This is a genomic window from Pseudomonas protegens (genome assembly GCF_003363755.1).
Lineage (GTDB): Bacteria > Pseudomonadota > Gammaproteobacteria > Pseudomonadales > Pseudomonadaceae > Aquipseudomonas > Aquipseudomonas danubii.
This window is the reverse complement of sequence record NZ_CP031396.1, coordinates 6,638,854-6,654,773: the sequence shown is the minus strand read 5'-3', so window position 1 is coordinate 6,654,773 and position 15,920 is coordinate 6,638,854. Positions and strand designations below refer to the sequence as shown.

The 15,920-nt window shown below is 59.1% G+C and carries 11 protein-coding genes; 4 read left to right on the top strand and 7 right to left on the bottom strand.

Annotated elements, in window-relative coordinates:
- Window positions 1-367: 367 nt before the first annotated feature.
- The 3 genes from DWF74_RS30225 to DWF74_RS30210 form a co-directional block, all read right to left on the bottom strand.
- The gene (locus tag DWF74_RS30225; RefSeq protein WP_162884142.1) at window positions 368-805 is read right to left on the bottom strand and encodes a hypothetical protein; all 438 of its coding nucleotides are present in this window, start codon (window positions 803-805) and stop codon (window positions 368-370) included.
- An 883-nt stretch (window positions 806-1,688) separates the two neighbouring features.
- The gene (locus DWF74_RS30215; protein ID WP_115582385.1) at window positions 1,689-1,901 is read right to left on the bottom strand and encodes a hypothetical protein; all 213 of its coding nucleotides are present in this window, start codon (window positions 1,899-1,901) and stop codon (window positions 1,689-1,691) included.
- Between the two features lie 121 nt (window positions 1,902-2,022).
- Window positions 2,023-4,149 (bottom strand): TonB-dependent siderophore receptor, encoded by a 2,127-nt coding sequence (locus DWF74_RS30210; protein WP_115582384.1) that lies wholly within the window; start codon window positions 4,147-4,149, stop codon window positions 2,023-2,025.
- Between the two features lie 302 nt (window positions 4,150-4,451).
- Between DWF74_RS30210 and DWF74_RS30205 the strand changes: the two genes are divergently transcribed.
- From DWF74_RS30205 to DWF74_RS30195, 3 genes are all read left to right on the top strand, one after another.
- The gene (locus DWF74_RS30205; RefSeq protein WP_115582383.1) at window positions 4,452-5,342 is read left to right on the top strand and encodes an amidohydrolase family protein; all 891 of its coding nucleotides are present in this window, start codon (window positions 4,452-4,454) and stop codon (window positions 5,340-5,342) included.
- A gap of 47 nt (window positions 5,343-5,389) precedes the next feature.
- Complete coding sequence (locus DWF74_RS30200; RefSeq protein WP_047304692.1) at window positions 5,390-6,619, top strand: MFS transporter; 1,230 nt, start codon at window positions 5,390-5,392, stop codon at window positions 6,617-6,619.
- A 98-nt stretch (window positions 6,620-6,717) separates the two neighbouring features.
- The gene (locus tag DWF74_RS30195) at window positions 6,718-8,328 is read left to right on the top strand and encodes an amidohydrolase family protein (protein WP_115582382.1); all 1,611 of its coding nucleotides are present in this window, start codon (window positions 6,718-6,720) and stop codon (window positions 8,326-8,328) included.
- A gap of 103 nt (window positions 8,329-8,431) precedes the next feature.
- Here DWF74_RS30195 and ydiJ read toward each other — a convergent pair whose 3' ends face one another.
- Complete coding sequence (ydiJ, locus tag DWF74_RS30190) at window positions 8,432-11,491, bottom strand: D-2-hydroxyglutarate dehydrogenase YdiJ (RefSeq protein ID WP_115582381.1); 3,060 nt, start codon at window positions 11,489-11,491, stop codon at window positions 8,432-8,434.
- A gap of 159 nt (window positions 11,492-11,650) precedes the next feature.
- Between ydiJ and DWF74_RS30185 the strand changes: the two genes are divergently transcribed.
- Window positions 11,651-12,544 (top strand): LysR substrate-binding domain-containing protein, encoded by an 894-nt coding sequence (locus DWF74_RS30185; RefSeq protein ID WP_115582380.1) that lies wholly within the window; start codon window positions 11,651-11,653, stop codon window positions 12,542-12,544.
- Window positions 12,545-12,747: 203 nt separating this feature from the next.
- On the opposite strand, the gene DWF74_RS30180 is transcribed toward DWF74_RS30185, so the two are convergent.
- The 3 genes from DWF74_RS30180 to DWF74_RS30170 form a co-directional block, all read right to left on the bottom strand.
- On the bottom strand, window positions 12,748-13,017 hold the full coding sequence (locus DWF74_RS30180) for a DUF4156 domain-containing protein (protein ID WP_205413471.1): 270 nt from the start codon (window positions 13,015-13,017) through the stop codon (window positions 12,748-12,750).
- 318 nt (window positions 13,018-13,335) lie between these two features.
- Window positions 13,336-14,334 carry a LacI family DNA-binding transcriptional regulator gene (locus DWF74_RS30175; RefSeq protein ID WP_115582378.1) on the bottom strand — a complete coding sequence of 333 codons (999 nt, stop codon included), beginning with the start codon at window positions 14,332-14,334 and terminating at the stop codon, window positions 13,336-13,338.
- 101 nt (window positions 14,335-14,435) lie between these two features.
- Entirely contained in the window at window positions 14,436-15,911 is a 1,476-nt protein-coding gene (locus DWF74_RS30170) for a glycoside hydrolase family 32 protein (RefSeq protein WP_115582377.1), read from the bottom strand.
- Between the last annotated feature and the right edge of the window lie 9 nt (window positions 15,912-15,920).

The window sequence follows — 15,920 nt, the reverse complement described above, 5'->3', positions numbered from 1 at the left end:
AGTGTAAAAACACGATTTATTTTGTTTCTTCTGCGGAAAAACCATTAAAAATCCCACTCATTTATTAAGAGGCTTTGGGGCTTTCCGCTCAAATCGCGATTGGCGCAGCGTTGATCCTGTGGCATTGACGCAACACGATGATAATCCCACACAGCGCGTTTACACTTGGCTCACGACATGGTGTGGCCTCAATGACTAGGCTCACGTTATGGGAAGAATAGGTATTCGCTATGAAAAGCTGGCTAGGAGCTTTGCAGCTATGGCCCCCTTAGTCTGCAACCTGCGTTGTATGATGCAGTAATTTTCGAAAAAAATTAAGGCAACCACATTAAAGCAATCGCTTCGACTAACTCGCACACTTAAAAAATCACTTACCCGTAAGTCCGAAAGTCTCGCCTATATCAAAAGTACCGGTCACGTTGGAAAACCCTTCCAAGTCAATTAATGTCCTATACATCAAAGGAAATATATCGAACGCCCTTTTTACCTCAAGACTTGGCTGTATCGCCAAAAGACTTTCAATTTGCTCAATAGAGGCATCAGGCATATTTTTATTTATGAAAAAAACATTATCCTTACCAAAAAAACCCATTGAAAACACACGTTCAACTCCAACAATATAGCCCTCAATCTCCTTGCCATTAGGCAGTGTAAAGCTTGAATGAATTGTCAAGCAAGACTCCTCATCGGGCAACTCTTTCGGAGAAAGAACTGGATAGTAAAGATCGCTTTCACCATCATACTTCCACATGGAGTACTCTTGATAATCAGCCGCACCTGGGCACTCTTTTGCATTACTACTCATGACTTCCTCCCTTTATCAGTCCAGCATCTCTTAAAATTCCTTTAGCCCACTCTTGATTTGAGCTCCTAGCTATTACAATATTTTTCCCTCACCTCCAATAGGGTCGAAACGCTCCCAAAACTTCCTACTAATAACTGGATCCTTAAGACTCACCAAGCTAATTGGTACATTGGGTTGATGCGCCACCTGGAGCAATACTAGGGCACCCTCGGTAGGCCTTCCTTCCTGGCTCAGGGTGGAACCTATCTCAACGTCAACGGCGGTAGACCTGACGACACAACCCTCCAGCAAACCCCAACTCAAAGCCACCCAGGGCCATACTGGATTTTGTCAGGAATCACCATTCGTGACCGCTCGTGTACGGCAAGTGAATGGGGGCAAAATTGGGGGCATTTTGAGATTTTTATAAGCTGACAATACGGTCCTAGAGCCAAGTCAAAATGTTCTTTGGCGATCCGGATAGCCTTTGAGATCGACCAGTGTCGCCTTCAACATCCACCGATTATTGGATGAGTGCTGCAATCCAAGGTCGTGGTGCCAGGGTTGTAGGCGCTGATGAAGAATTGACCCATCTGCCGAAAAATCGCTGACCCAAGCAGCCTTCAAGGCTACGGCCGTCTGTGCGCGGTATCTACCTATCCGCGTTGGGGCAGTCTTGATCTCAGCAGGTGGGGCAATTCCGCATCAATGCCAACACTCGGCCCTCATGCAGAGAAGGCGGCGAGCACGTCGCCTCCAGACGCCAGAACGATTCGATCAGTTGCTCGAGACTCATGACCTCGCCTGCGACGCTCAAGAGCAAGCCATTGTCGTGGAGGAAAACGGCACTGACATGACAGTTCATCGATTCGTCGCATTCATCCTTTGACCAGATTCGCTCGAATTAAAGCGTTACTCCTGCGGAATCGGGAGCCAGCAAGTTCTTTTCATGATTTTCCTCAGAGAACTTGACGACTTTCCCGGCATTGTTACCGAAGCGTTCAATGGCCACTCCCAACTGCCCAAACCATTCTCTTAAAGAGACGCTGTCGGCAGGCAGTTGTGCCAAACCCTCCTTTTTCAGATGGGCGACAAGGAAATTGTAAGGTCGACTCATTTCGAGACTCTCTTGGTTTTGGCGTTGCTGTGTATCACCGGCACAAGGTCTTATTGCAAACAGGCAGGATTACCATCGTGTCAGCGGAACAAGCTCGGCCCGTGCCAGCAAAACACACCCACTACAAGGTGTAGGCAATGCCGACCTGCAGCGTTCGCGGAGCCCCCGGATAGGCGTAAACGTTGCCGAACGCGCCCTCTTCATAATCACGGTCAAACAGGTTTTTCAGGTCCAGATTCAGCCGCACCTTGTCATTGACCTTGTAGAAACCGAGCAAATCGACAACGGTGTAGCTGCCCATCGAAAACCCGGTATTGGCGGTTTGCCCGGCGCGCTCGTCGACGTACTTGAGTCCGCTCCCCAGGCCCAGGCCCTTGAGCATGCCGTCCTGGAACTCGTACATATTCAGCAGGCTGAAGCTGTTTTTCGGGATGTTCAGCAGCCGCGTGCCAGAGCGCAGTACGTTGTCCTTGGTGACTTCGGCATCGACATAGGCGTAGCCGCCGATCACGCGCCATTCGGGCGTCAGGTTGCCGGCAACGTTGACATCGAAACCACGGCTTCGCACTTCACCGGCGGCCACGCTGAAGGTCGAGTCAACAGGGTCGGCGGTCAAGACGTTGCGCTTTTCGATCTGATAGATCGCCGCGTCGACACTCAACTGCTGATCCAGTGCTTCCCACTTGAGACCCATTTCATAAGACTTGCCCTTCTCCGGCGCAAACCCGCCGCCGAGCCGGCTGGCGCCGGTGTTGGGCTTGAACGAGCGAGCGGTATCGGCGTAGAGCGCCAAGGTCTCGGTCAAGTCGTAGCTCACGCCAATGCGCGGTGTGACCGCGTTGTCACTGGCCTGCCAACTCTTGCCGCCGGGTACATAGGTTTCATAGTCATGTTCGAAGCGTTCGAAACGCGCCCCTGCCAGCACTTTCAGTTTGTCGGTCAGGGCCACTTGATCCTGCACGAACGCGGCATAAGTCTTGAGGTTTTCCTGGTCATGAGTCGGCGTGCGGGTCAGGGCCGGACGCGGCTGGCCGTACAGCGGATCGAAGAGGTCGATGGGGTACGCACCGACAGCACCACCGGAGCGTTGAATGATCGACTGATAGTCGTAGTCTTCGTACTCGATACCGGTGAGCAAAGTGTGCTGCAAACCGGCGGTATCGAAATGGCCGGTCAGGTTGAGCTGGGCATCCCGGTCGGTCCATTCCAGCTTGCGATAGTTGAAATTGCGCCCCAAGGTGCGGCCGTCAGCAGCAATACCGTTGGCCTCGACCGCGTTGCCCTTGAGCGAACCATCGAGCCACTGCACACCACCCCCCAGGGTCCAGTCGTCGTTGAGCAGGTGTTCGAAGCGCAGTTGCGCCATGTTGTTGTCGTTGTGCAGTTTGCCAACGTCTTTTTCACCGAAAAAACTGTCGCGAGAAGCGCTGCCAACCTGCTTCGCGTAACGGGTCATGCCTCGATCCAGAGGCGCGTTGTTACGCATGAAATCGCCTTCGAAAATCAGCCTGGTCGCATCGCTGACCTGCCAGCTGAGCACCGGCGTGACACCGTAGCGCTCGGTCTCGACATGATCGCGGAAGGTGTCGCCACCCTCGCCCACCACGTTCAGTCGATAGGCCAGGCGCCCGTCTTCGTCGAGCGGCCCGGAAGCGTCCAACGTGCCGCGCCTCATGCCCTGGTCGTTCAGTTGACTGCCCAGGGTGACCGTGCGCTCGGGCAACGGCTGTTTGGAAACCACGTTGAAAGTACCGCCGGGATCACCCCGGCCATAAAGCATGGTTGCCGGGCCGCGCAGCACTTCAAGACGTTCAATGGTGTTGGCATCCGGCATGTTCGGATAGCCGCGATTGATGGGAAAACCGTTGCGGTAAAACTCGCCGGTGGTGAAGCCACGGACGGTAAACGTGGTCAGCCCCTGCCCACCAAAATTGTTCGCCCGCCCCACGCCCCCGGCGTAGTCCAGCGCGTCCTGCAAACGCGTGGCTCCAAGATCCTCCACCGCATCCTTGGCGACCACACTGATCGACTGCGGGGTTTCATGGATCGAGGTATCGGTCCGCGTGGCGCTGGCCGAGCGCGTTGCGCGATAACCCTGCACCGGACCATCTGCCCTTTCGTAAGTCGCGGTGCCGATGACATCGGCCGTGCCCAGCTCAAGGGTTGAGGGCTTTACCTGCGCTTGTTCAGCCCATGAGGTAGACGACAACGCTTGCAGCACGCAAATGGAAAGCAGGGTTCGGCGCATGGAGAGAAAAAACCTTTACGAATAGGCCAATACAAGGGGTGAAACCGCCAAAAAAACTCCGGCGCATGCTATACAAAACCATTCGCAATTAATACATATTCCCATTAGCACCCAAAGCCGCTATTCCCCCGCCGTAGCCATCACCGAAGCGCGTCGCGCGAAATCCCCACTGGCATCCATTGACAAGGCCAGGGCAAAAATTCAACATGCCAGCACTTGTTGGACAACCTACAACCAACAACCAACAAGTACCGCTCTGCAAGCGCCAAGGCGTGCGAAGAGCTGTCGAGGAGATGAAATCCATGCCTCACCCCAAATCCGCCACAGCGTGGCCGCCCTCCTGCGCCGCCCCGAGAGAAACGATCCAAGCCCCGAGCTTCGTGCTGCCGCCAGGTGCATGCGACACCCATGCGCATGTGATCTGTGCTGATTTTGAGCACTATCCCCTGGTACCCGAGCGCAGTTACACCCCGCCTCCCGCACCTGAGGCGCTGTATCTGGACATGTTGCGGGCCACGGGGATGCAGCGCGGGGTTCTGGTGCAGCCGAGCGTCTACGGCACCGATAACCGCTACATGCTCGAGGTGTTGCAACGTCATCACGATCGACTGAGGGGCGTCGCGGTAGTCGATGAACGAATCAGCGATGACGAACTGGCGCACATGCACGCCTTGGGTGTGCGTGGAGTTCGCATCAACGTGCTGTTTCGCGGCGGCGTGAATCTGGACTTGATGGAGCGTCTTGCCAATCGAGTTGCCGACCTTGGCTGGCATCTGCAGTTTTTGATTGATGTCCGGCTGTTAAGCGAGCTGCAGGCACGGATAGCCAGGCTGCCCTGCCCCGTGGTGATCGATCACTTCGGACACTTCCCGGCCCGCCTGGGCGTCAAGGAGCCAGGGTTCGAGTTGCTGCTGAGAAACGTGGCGGAACACGGTTGGTGGGTCAAGTTGTCGGGCGCTTATCGCCTGAGTGAGCGGCATCCGGACTATGCCGATACGGATGCGTTGGCCCATGCCTTGCTGGGCGCCGCCCCCGAACGAATGGTTTGGGGCAGCGACTGGCCCCACGTAGCGCTCGAAAGCACGCCCGACACCGGTTCATTACTGGATCGCTTGTACTCATGGGCGCCCGATGAACGCCAGCGACAGAGCATCCTGGTCGATAACCCCGCCGTTCTGTACGACTTCAAATAACAAAAACAATAACCCAGCGGCACTAAGGTGCTGCACGGAGAACAATAATGAGCTGGTTTAGCGAACTTAATACCGTTGAAAAACGCACCTTCTACTCCGCATTGGGTGGCTGGGCGCTGGACGCCCTGGACTTCATGGTGTTCACCTTCGTCATCGCCTCCTTGATGACCCTCTGGCACATCGATAAGGGATCAGTAGGACTACTGAGCACCGTGACCTTGCTGTTTTCGTCCATTGGCGGATGGGGAGCGGGGATCCTGGCTGACCGCTACGGTCGGGTGCGGCTGCTGCAGATCAGCATTCTGTGGTTCTCGATCTGCACCGTACTGATCGGCTTCGCGCAAAACTTCGAACAGCTGTTTGTGCTTCGTGCGCTGCAGGGCCTCGGGTTCGGCGGCGAGTGGGCGGTGGGCTCGGTGCTGATCGGCGAAATGGTCCGAGCGGAACATCGCGGCAAGGCCGTGGGTATCGTGCAGAGCGGATGGGCCATTGGCTGGGGCGCGGCCGCGCTGCTCTACACAGTGGCCTTCAGCTACCTTCCCGAAGACCTTGCCTGGCGCTCGCTGTTCTGGATCGGCATCGCACCTGCACTCCTGGTGCTCTACATTCGTAAATACGTGCCAGAACCCGAGGTGTTCCTGCAGAGCAAAAAACACCAGAGCGAAACAGGCAACAGGGTGGCTTTCTGGCACATCTTCTCCCCCTCGCTGCTGCGTACCACCCTGTTGTCCGCGCTGCTGTGCATGGGAGTACAAGGTGGCTACTACGCGATCACCACATGGTTGCCGGCCTATCTGAAGCTGGAGAAGGGCCTGTCAGTCTTCGGCACCGGCAGCTACCTGCTGGTGGTCATCCTGGGGTCATTCTTCGGCTATGTCTGCGGCGCCTACCTGTCTGACCGGCTGGGGCGCCGCGCCAACTTCATCCTCTTCGCCGTCCTGTCGGCCATCAGCGTGATCTGCTACATGCAACTGAACCTGACCAATACCCAGATGCTGATTCTCGGTTTTCCCTTGGGGTTCGCCGCATCCGGTATCTACAGCGGCATGGGGGCCTTTCTGACAGAACTTTATCCTTCGGCAGTGAGGGCCAACGGCCAGGCGTTCTCCTATAACTTCGGGCGCGCGGTGGGCGCACTGTTCCCGGGACTCGTCGGTTTCATCAGTGCCCAATACAGCCTGGGCACCGCGATTGCGATGTTCGCCGGAGGTGCCTACTGCCTGGTCCTGGTGGTGACCTGCTTCCTCCCGGAAACCAGGGGCAAGCAATTGCACTGAACCAGACATCATTTGTTAGAGTAACGCCCGCGTATCGTTCCTTACGCGGGCGTTCTACGTTTCAAGCTTTTGAAACCGACATTCGATGACTGAGAAAAATGACTATAAAAGCAATTGGCCGACGTGATCACTTCTCGGTTGAGATCTTTCGTTATCTGGAAAGTGAAATACGTGAAGGTCGACTCCGTCCCGGTGATCGCATCCCCACCGAAAGCCGCTTAGCCGAAGCCTTCGCCGTTAGCCGAAATGTCGTGCGTGAAGCCGTGGCGCGGCTCAATTCGGCTGGCCTCGTCATCAGTCGCCAAGGGCTTGGGGTGTTTGTTGCCACCGAAGCCAACCAGAGCAGCTTCCGCATCACTCAAGAGGAACTGACCGACAGCACCAAGCTGCGCCAGCTCTACGAACTGCGCCTGGACCTCGAAGTCGCCGCAGCCGCCATGGCCGCCCGACGTCGCTCACTCAATCAGTTGAACAAGATCGCGGCGGCGCTGGACACCCTGCGCGACGGCCTGCAAAACCCTCAGGACATGCTGGAGCACAGCCTGCAGTTCAAGCGGGCCATTGCCGACGCCACAGGCAATGACTACTTTCGCAACTTCATCATCTTTCTCTGCAGCCACGTCTACGAAGCGGCCTTGCTGGAGAACCGCCTGGTGCGTTCGAGCGACCTCGGCGAAACCCTGCTGGCCGAACATCAGGCGATCTTTGACGCCATCAAGCTCGGCGACCCCGACCTCGCCAGACGCGCCACCTGGCAGCAGATCATCAACTCCGCCGAACGCAATGGGTTGCGGGGATTGCAAGGCTGGGAAATCACTCGCATGAGTTCGCTGGGCGAAACCTACGCCCCGCAATGCGCAGGCCCGGATCCCGAGCCGCGCAAACTGCAACGCACCTTGCCGGACGGGGCATGCGACTGCCACTTCCACGTCTTTGGTGACGAGCATGGGCAACCGTTCTCCCCTCACCGTTCCTACACGCCGCCCCCCGCTCCCCTGGAGGCCTTTGAGCACGTCCAGAAAACCCTGGGGTTGAGTCGCGCAGTCATCGTCCAACCCAGTGTCTACGGGGCGGACAACAGCACCACCCTGGCGGCGCTGAAGCAAGGGGGCAGCGCATTGCGCGGGGTTGTGGTGATCGATACCGACACCGATAGCCAAACCCTGCAGGCGATGCATCGCCTCGGGGTTCGCGGCGTGCGCGTCAACCTGATCTTTAAAAGTGGCGTCGAGGTATCGGATGTTGCGGCCCTGGCGGAAAAAGTCGCCCCCCTTGGCTGGCACCTTCAGTTGCTGATCGATATCACCGAATTTGCCGACTTGTACGAAACCGTGGCCAGCCTGCCCGTGCCAGTCGTCATCGACCACATGGGGCACATGCCCACCAGTTGCGGGCTGAACCACCCGGGATTCACCGACCTGCTGCGCCTGCTGCAAGAAGGCCGGGTATGGGTCAAGCTTTCCGGCGCCTATCGCTTTACCGCGTCGAAGGACTTTCCTTACGACGACGTAACGCCCTACGCCCGGGCGTTGATCGAAGCCAATCCGAACCGGCTGCTGTGGGCAAGCGATTGGCCACATCCGTGCATACCGGTGCCGATGCCCAACGACGCCAGCCTGCTGGAGATGCTGTTCGACTGGGTAGAAAACGATGACGCGCTGATCAAGCAGATCCTGGTGGACAACCCGGCCCAGCTCTACGGCTTCTGAAGACGCCCAGCGAGCTGGTCGCACCAGTGCTCAACGAAAACATAAGCACCAGTCCACGCCGATACCCAGCCGCGGCGGTCAAACCGCACCATGCCCGCGCCGCTCAAGCGCCTGAGGTCTGGTCGGCGCCGCGCAGCAACTTCAGCAAGGCCTGGAGCGGGTGCTGGACGGTCTGTCCGTCCTTGCGCTTGACCTGGCTGCGGCACGAGTAGCCGTCCGCCAGCAGGCGCCCGGCCCCATTGAGACGGGCCACCAAGGGGCCCCAGGACTGACGGTAAATGACCTCCGAGGTCCCGGCGTTCTGCGTTTCGTGACCATAGGTTCCGGACATCCCACAGCAGCCGCTGGCTTGCACCTGCAACTTCAGGCCGACTCGGGCGAAGATCGTCTGCCACAGCGCCACGCTGCCCGGCTCGTTGGTTTTCTCGGTGCAGTGCGGCACAAAGTGGTAAGTCTCCTGGTCCGCGCCCAGCGCTGACGGCGCCAGTACCTGCGCCAGCCATTCCTGCGGCAGCAGCACGCTCGGAGCCTGATCCTGCCCCAGGGTCTTGGCGTACTCCTGCCGATAAACCAGGGTCATCGCCGGATCAAGACCCACCAATGGAATCTGATAGCGGTACAGCTGGCGCAGCGTTCGGCCGTTGTAATGCGCAGCCTTTTCGAAAGCTTTCAAAAAGCCCTGGACCTGCAGCGGCTTGCCATTGGCCGCGAACGGCGCGATGTACACCTCAAACCCCAGCCTGGAAATCAGTTCGATCCAATCGGCCAGCAGCGGTGTTTCGAAGTAACGGGTAAAGGCGTCCTGCACGAGAATCACGCTGCGAGCCCGTTGCGCCTCGTCCATCCCCTCAAGCAGCGCAGGCGACGCCACGCGCACGTTCCACCGCCGGCAAACCTCATCAAAATCCAGCAGGCTCAGCAGCGGGCTGTCGATCATTCCGGCCACCCGCCGCAGAAACGCCCCCACCATCCGCGAGCCGATGATGCCGTTGTACAAACGCGGCACGCGGGCGAAGTGGGGAATGGTGTACTCAAGGGAACCGATGAGGTAATCCTTCAACGGGCGCAGATAGCGACTGTGATACAGCTGCAAAAACCGCGAGCGAAAGTCCGGCACATTGACTTTCACCGGGCACTGCCCCGCACAGGACTTGCAGGCGAGGCACCCGGCCATCGCCTCGTAGACCTCATGGGAAAAGTCTTTCTGGCCCAGCTTCCGTGCAAGCGTATTGACCGCACGCCTGGGCAGGCCGAGCAGCTCGGACCTGGACGAGAGAGCCACTTCCAGCACATCGACACCTTGCTGGCCCTGCAAGCGCAGCCACTCACGCACCAGCGACGCGCGCCCCTTGGGCGAGTGCAGTCTATTGCGGGTGCCTTTCCAGGACGGACACATGGCGTCACCGGGGTCGAAGTTGTAGCAGGCGCCGTTGCCATTGCAATGCACCGCGGCGTCGTAGTGCGACCAGACCCGCTCATCGATGGTGCGATCAAGCTCGCCCCGCAACCGGACCTCGTCCACCCGGGTCAACCGGGCGCCGGGCAGCGTCTTGGGCGTGGCGATCTTGCCAGGGTTGAGTTGGTTGTTCGGATCAAAAGCCGCCTTGAGTTCCTGCAGGGCCGGATAGAGTTCGCCGAAGTAGTCGGGCACGTATTGCGACCGCAACCCTTTACCGTGCTCGCCCCAGAGCAAGCCGCCGTGCTTGTGCGTGAGCTCGGCGACGGCGTCGGAAATGGGCCGGATCAGGGCCGCCTGAGCGGGGTCTTTCATGTCCAGGATCGGCCGCACATGCAGGACCCCGGCGTCCACGTGACCGAACATGCCATATTCCAGGCCATGGCCATCAAGCAACTCGCGGAACTGCGCAATGAAATCAGCCAGGTGCTCGGGAGGAACGGCGGTATCTTCCACGAACGGCTGGGGCCGGGCGGAGCCTTTGACGTTGCCCAGCAGCCCCACGGCCCGCTTGCGCATCGCGTAGACCCGCTGCACTGCCTGGGCGCCGACGGCCAGGGTGTGCCCCAATCGCACCACGCGGGTGTCACGCTGCAGGTGCAGGACAAATTCATCCACGCGTTGCAGCAAGACCGCCTCGTCGTCGCCGCTGAATTCAACCAGGTTGATGCCCAGGGTCGCCACATCGGGGTCTTGGGGAAAGTATTCGGCGACGCCGTGCCAGACGATGTCGTTCATCGCCAGCCCGAGGACCTTGGAGTCCACCGTCTCGATGGACAGCGGCTTGAGCTGCATCAACGCCTTGGCGTCGCGCAGTGCGTCCATGAAGCCGGCATACCGCACATTGACCAGGATCGAATACTGGGGAATGGGCAGCACATTCAGCGTGGCTTCCACGATGAAACCCAGCGAGCCTTCGGAGCCGCACAGGACACTGTTCAGATTGAGTCGCTCGTTGGGCTCCTGCAGATGCGCCAGGTCGTACCCCGTCAGGCAACGGTTCAGCTTGGGAAAGGTGTGTTCGATCAGCTCGGCATATTGCTCCACGATCTGCGATGCACAGCGATGGATCGCGCCAACCTTGTCTTCGCGACGGGCCTGTGCCTGCCACTGGTCAGGGTCCAGGGGCACACTGTCGAGCCGCTCGCCACCAATGAGAATGGTCGACAGCGCCAGGACATGATCACGGGTCTTGCCATAGGTGCAGCTTCCCTGGCCACTTGCATCGGTGTTGATCATGCCGCCGATGGTGGCCCGGTTCGACGTCGACAGCTCGGGCGCAAAAAACAGTCCATGGGGTTTCAACGCCGCGTTGAGCTGGTCTTTGACCACGCCGCTTTGCACCCGCACCCAGCGCTCCTCGACGTTGATCTCAAGGATGCCGTTCATGTGGCGCGACAAGTCGACCACGATCCCGCTGGTCAACGATTGGCCATTGGTGCCGGTTCCTCCGCCCCGCGGCGTGAGTACCACCGAGCTGAATGGCGCCAGCGCCACGAGGCGGGCCAACAGCTGAACATCTTGCACATTGCGCGGAAACACCGCGGCTTGCGGCAGGCGCTGATAGATCGAGTTGTCGGTCGCCAGCACGGTCCTGAGCCCATGATCGCGAGCGATTTCTCCCTGGAAACCCTCCTGTTCCAGGCGAGCCAGGAACAACTCACAGGCTGGGTTTTTGACTTCATGGGGAGACAACCGGGCAATCATGCTGGAATTCCTACTGGCGATACCGCTAATCTGAGCATTCTCGTTATGTATGCTTACCCCCCGACAGCTGCTGCATGGCAAGGGGCGCACCCACGATTTTGTGGGGCCAAGACGTTTCACACAAACGTAAAACCTGCAGCTTTTGCATGAGCTTTATGAATGAACCCACGCCGACTGACCCCTTCAATGTCCCTGCTGGTCGCTTTCGAGGCCGCCGCCCGCCATTGCAGCTTCACCAAAGCTGCGGACGAACTGGCCCTGACCCAAAGCGCGGTCAGCCGGCAAGTGCAGGCCCTGGAATCGCAGCTGGAGATCTCGCTGTTCAAGCGCGAGGGCAGAAAAATCGAACTCACCGCCGCCGGCGCTCTGTACCAGCATGAACTCAGCGCCGCATTGGGGCGCATTCGCAGCGCCACCCTGCAGACCATTGCCTTCAAGGAAGAAGATGGCCCGTTGAACCTGGCGGTGCTTCCGACGTTCGGCTCAAAATGGCTGCTGCCGAAAATGCATGAGTTCTATGCCCGTCATCCCAGGAACCTGGTGCATATCCATTCAAGGATCATTCACGCCGACAACCCCTCCAGCGTGGGCGACATGCAGGCCATCATCTGTGCGGGAAAAGGGGACTGGCCGGGCTACGTGTCGCACCTGCTGCTGCGAGAAAAACTGATCGTCATCGCCAGCCCCAAGGCCCTGGCAGGCAACCCCGAGCTATCGCTGGACGAGCTCCCCCATCATTTGCTGCTGAACGTGGTGTCTCGCCCCAACGGCTGGTCTGATTGGTTCGACTTCAACAACCTGGATCACCAGAAAATGCGCACGGGCCCCAGCTTCGAGCTCACCGCCCACCTGATCCAGGCGGTGGCCGCAGGCATAGGTATCGGGCTGGTTCCCGATATCCTGGTGCAGGAGGAAATCGAGTCTGGAGCCGTGGTCAAGCTGTTCGGCCCCATGGACAGCGGTCGCAACTATTACCTGACCTGCGCCGCGCGCTACCAGCACTTTCCGGCGTTCAAGACATTCAGCGCCTGGTTGCTGTCCCTCCCCTCCTGAAGCGCCCGCTGCAAGCATCATCCTGCTGCGGGCTCGGCAGCAAAAATGGCCGAGCGCTCCGTTCAACACATCACCAGCGCTTGACCATCGGCAGCAGCGGACGCAAATCCCGGCGCTGACCGCTCCCGAACCAATGCCGACATTCATAGCGCTGACAGCTCTGCCATTGGCGGGGCAAAGCTGTTCAGCGCTCAGCGGCAGACTCAGGACTCGGGGCAGCGATAGACATTGCCCGAAAGCGTCACGTTGGTTTGCTCCAGGCGATTATCCGAACCGGTCTGCCCTGCGCGTTGAGTGAGCAGGTAAACCCGGTCGCCCCCCAGCGCCGCGGCCTTGTTTTTCAGGTCGTTGCGGGCGCCGGTTTCGAGATTGGCGTTCCCCGTGATACTGCCCAATAAAAAGTCGCCCTGACTGCCGGTGACATCACCAAGAAACTGGCATTCACGTCCCGGTTCGTTGTGGGTGATGCGCACATTGTTGGCCCCGGGTCCGGCTATTGAAGTGGGCGCGCAACCTGCCAGGACAAACAACGCGGCACACAGACCGATCCCCGTGAGCCTATGAGAGAGATACATCCGGATGATTCCTTTCGTGCATTTGGAGCGATACCCCGAGCGGAGCATCCTTCGGGGCGGTAGAGCGCGCAGTATCAAACTTTGCTGAAGCCGGAGTTGTATTAATCAGTGAATCTACAGTCAAAAAATGTAAAGACCGGTCGACGATTCGCCAGCTCCAGCGCCAGGATCATGAGCACCCGCCGGGTGTGCGCATGCTCCTGTCAGCCATGCCGTTCAGCAGGATTCGCGTTCTACCAGCGGGCACGCAACCCTGTGAATCGTCGGCTGTTCCCAGCGCTCGATGAGGTATTGCGCAGAACGCCGCCCCATTTCGTAATACGGCAACTGCACGGTACTGAGCGGCGGATAGAACAGCTCGGCAACACCGATCATGTTGTCGTACCCCAGAACCGCCACGTCCTGCGGAATACGCAGACCGCGACTTAGCAAGTACTGGTAAGCCACCAAAGCGATGCGGTCGTTACCACAGATAAGAAGATCGAACGCTGGCGCTCCTTGCGACGCTTGCAATTGCGCCTCCAGCGCGGCGATCGTTTCCTGATAGGCGTCATCCTGGGACAGGCTGTATTGCGGAACATCGGCCACGGATATTCCAGCCTCAGTGAGGGCTCGACACAATCCAAGCTGGCGCTGCTCCCAGGCCAGGCTGGCTTGTGGCAGGTTGATGCACAACGGACTGCGGTAGCCACGCTTGAGCGCATGCCGCACAGCCTGATACTGGCCGTCGGCATCGTCAGGCACATAACAGGCCACCCCGGACTCCAGGCTCATGCAATTGCTCAGCACCAGCGGCAGGCTGCGCAACGCCGGGGGGATCTCGATGGTCCGCAGCTGCATGGCGCTGAAGATGATTCCGTCAGGCTGGTGGGACAGCATCAGGTCGATGGTCTGCTGGCTCGGCGGCACTTCGAACACGTTGAGGATGAAGACATTCCAGCCGTGTTCCCGGGCGGTGCGCTCCATGGACAGGAGCATTTCCACGGCGAAGGGCGTGGTGGCGGTATCCAGCGCGAAGACGCCAATGGTTTTGCTACGGGAAGCGCCGCCGCGGATCTGTCGGGCAGAAAGACTGGGGACATAACCCAGGGTCTCAACCGCTTGCAGAACCTTCGCCAGGGTTTCCTGATTGACTTTTTCCGGGGTATTGAGCGCCCTGGACACCGTCATCAAGGAAACCCCTGCGAGGTGCGCGACATCTTTAACTGAGGCCATTCGCAGGTGCCAATGCTTGTGTGGCCGGGCATCATGTCATGCTTGGCAAAAGCATGACAACACATCGCCAGACGTCGCGCGCCCATGGCCGATCAGCAGGGTCAGAGGCGCAGATCGGCCAGGTGCCAGACCGACGCATCGCCAAACCCAGCGCTGCCATTGACCGCAAACGCCATGACCGCCTGACTGTCCGGACGAGGATAGATCCGGCTGCTCAAGCTATAAGCGCCGTCATCGACAAACACCTCGATAGACGAACGATCAAGGAAAATCCGCAAGTCTATCCGCGTTTGTCCCTTGGCTATCGGCACGCTGCGCGCACCGCTCACCCCCACTCCCGAGTGTTGCCTGTCCAGCACCAGGCGGCGCGCCATCGCATCGAAATACACCAGGGTCCGCTCTTGCTGATCCTCACTGCAACGCAGCGCCAGCCCAAAGCGCTCAGCAGTGCTGCCTGCCAGGTCCAGGGACAGTTCGAACTCCAGTAACGTCCCTCGCTCATCGAGCAGGCAATTGCCGGATTCGACCACGCCGATCGCCAGTGTCCGTTGCGACTGGCGTAGCGCCTTCAGCTCGCGGGCCGGCCGCATGCGCAGCCGTTCGCCATTACGGCTCAGTTCACGAGGCAGCGACAGCGCACCACACCAGTGCTGCGCCTGACTCGGCATCGGGCTCTCCCACATGTCCATCCAGGCCCACAACAGGCGGCGTCCGTCCGGCGCCAGCAGGGTCTGCGCCGCATAAAAATCGTGACCATGATCCAGTTCACGCGGCTCACCGCACTCGCTGAAGTATCCACGGTCGTCCAGCAGGCCCATCCGATAGCTGTTCTGGAACTTGTTCCAGTTGTCATAACCGCTGGGCTTCAGGCCTTGAGGCGAATAGAGAAACACATCGTTGCCATCGAGTTCGAACAGGTCCGGACACTCCCACATGTAGCCGTCCGACTCGCGTCGCCCCTGCAGCGCGCACCTGAGGTACTTCCAGTGATGCAGATCGTCGGAGCAATAGAGCAGGAGCAGCGGGTCGTCGCCTTGGCGAGCGCCCAAGGCCATCCACCACTGCCCTGCTCGCCACCACACCTTGGGATCGCGAAAATGCATGATGCTCGGCTCAGGCGCCGTATCGATCACCGCCCCGTGCTTGCTGAACGAAACGCCATCGATGCTGCTGGCCAGGCACTGGACCTGACGAATGTGCCGCTCATCACCCGGCGCACCCAGCCAGGTATGCCCGGTGTAGATCAGGTACAGCCTGTCGTCCGCGACCACCGCAGATCCTGAAAAGCAGCCATCGCGGTCATAGGCGTCGCCAGGCGCCAGCGCGATGGGCAGATGCTCCCAGTGCACCAGGTCGCGGCTCTTGGCATGCCCCCAGTGCATCGGCCCCCACTTGGCCGAATAGGGATGATGTTGGTAGAACACATGGTATTCACCGCGAAAAAACACCAGGCCGTTCGGGTCATTCATCCATCCTGCCGGCGGCGCCAGGTGATAGGCCAGGCGATAGTCATCCTCCCGCTCGGGCAGTTTTTTTTCGATAGCGCGATGCGCTTGCTCTAACAGTGCAGCGTGCATGGCCGGTTC

What these genes read in the sequence shown, in the direction of transcription:
- DWF74_RS30170 (WP_115582377.1), bottom strand. Translation starts at nt 15,911, where the DNA reads ATGCACGCTGCACTGTTAGAGCAAGCGCATCGCGCTATCGAAAAAAAA.
- ydiJ (WP_115582381.1), bottom strand. Translation starts at nt 11,491, where the DNA reads ATGATTGCCCGGTTGTCTCCCCATGAAGTCAAAAACCCAGCCTGTGAG.
- DWF74_RS30175 (WP_115582378.1), bottom strand. Translation starts at nt 14,334, where the DNA reads ATGGCCTCAGTTAAAGATGTCGCGCACCTCGCAGGGGTTTCCTTGATG.
- DWF74_RS30205 (WP_115582383.1), top strand. Translation starts at nt 4,452, where the DNA reads ATGCCTCACCCCAAATCCGCCACAGCGTGGCCGCCCTCCTGCGCCGCC.
- DWF74_RS30225 (WP_162884142.1), bottom strand. Translation starts at nt 805, where the DNA reads ATGAGTAGTAATGCAAAAGAGTGCCCAGGTGCGGCTGATTATCAAGAG.
- DWF74_RS30185 (WP_115582380.1), top strand. Translation starts at nt 11,651, where the DNA reads ATGAACCCACGCCGACTGACCCCTTCAATGTCCCTGCTGGTCGCTTTC.
- DWF74_RS30210 (WP_115582384.1), bottom strand. Translation starts at nt 4,149, where the DNA reads ATGCGCCGAACCCTGCTTTCCATTTGCGTGCTGCAAGCGTTGTCGTCT.
- DWF74_RS30200 (WP_047304692.1), top strand. Translation starts at nt 5,390, where the DNA reads ATGAGCTGGTTTAGCGAACTTAATACCGTTGAAAAACGCACCTTCTAC.
- DWF74_RS30195 (WP_115582382.1), top strand. Translation starts at nt 6,718, where the DNA reads ATGACTATAAAAGCAATTGGCCGACGTGATCACTTCTCGGTTGAGATC.
- DWF74_RS30215 (WP_115582385.1), bottom strand. Translation starts at nt 1,901, where the DNA reads ATGAGTCGACCTTACAATTTCCTTGTCGCCCATCTGAAAAAGGAGGGT.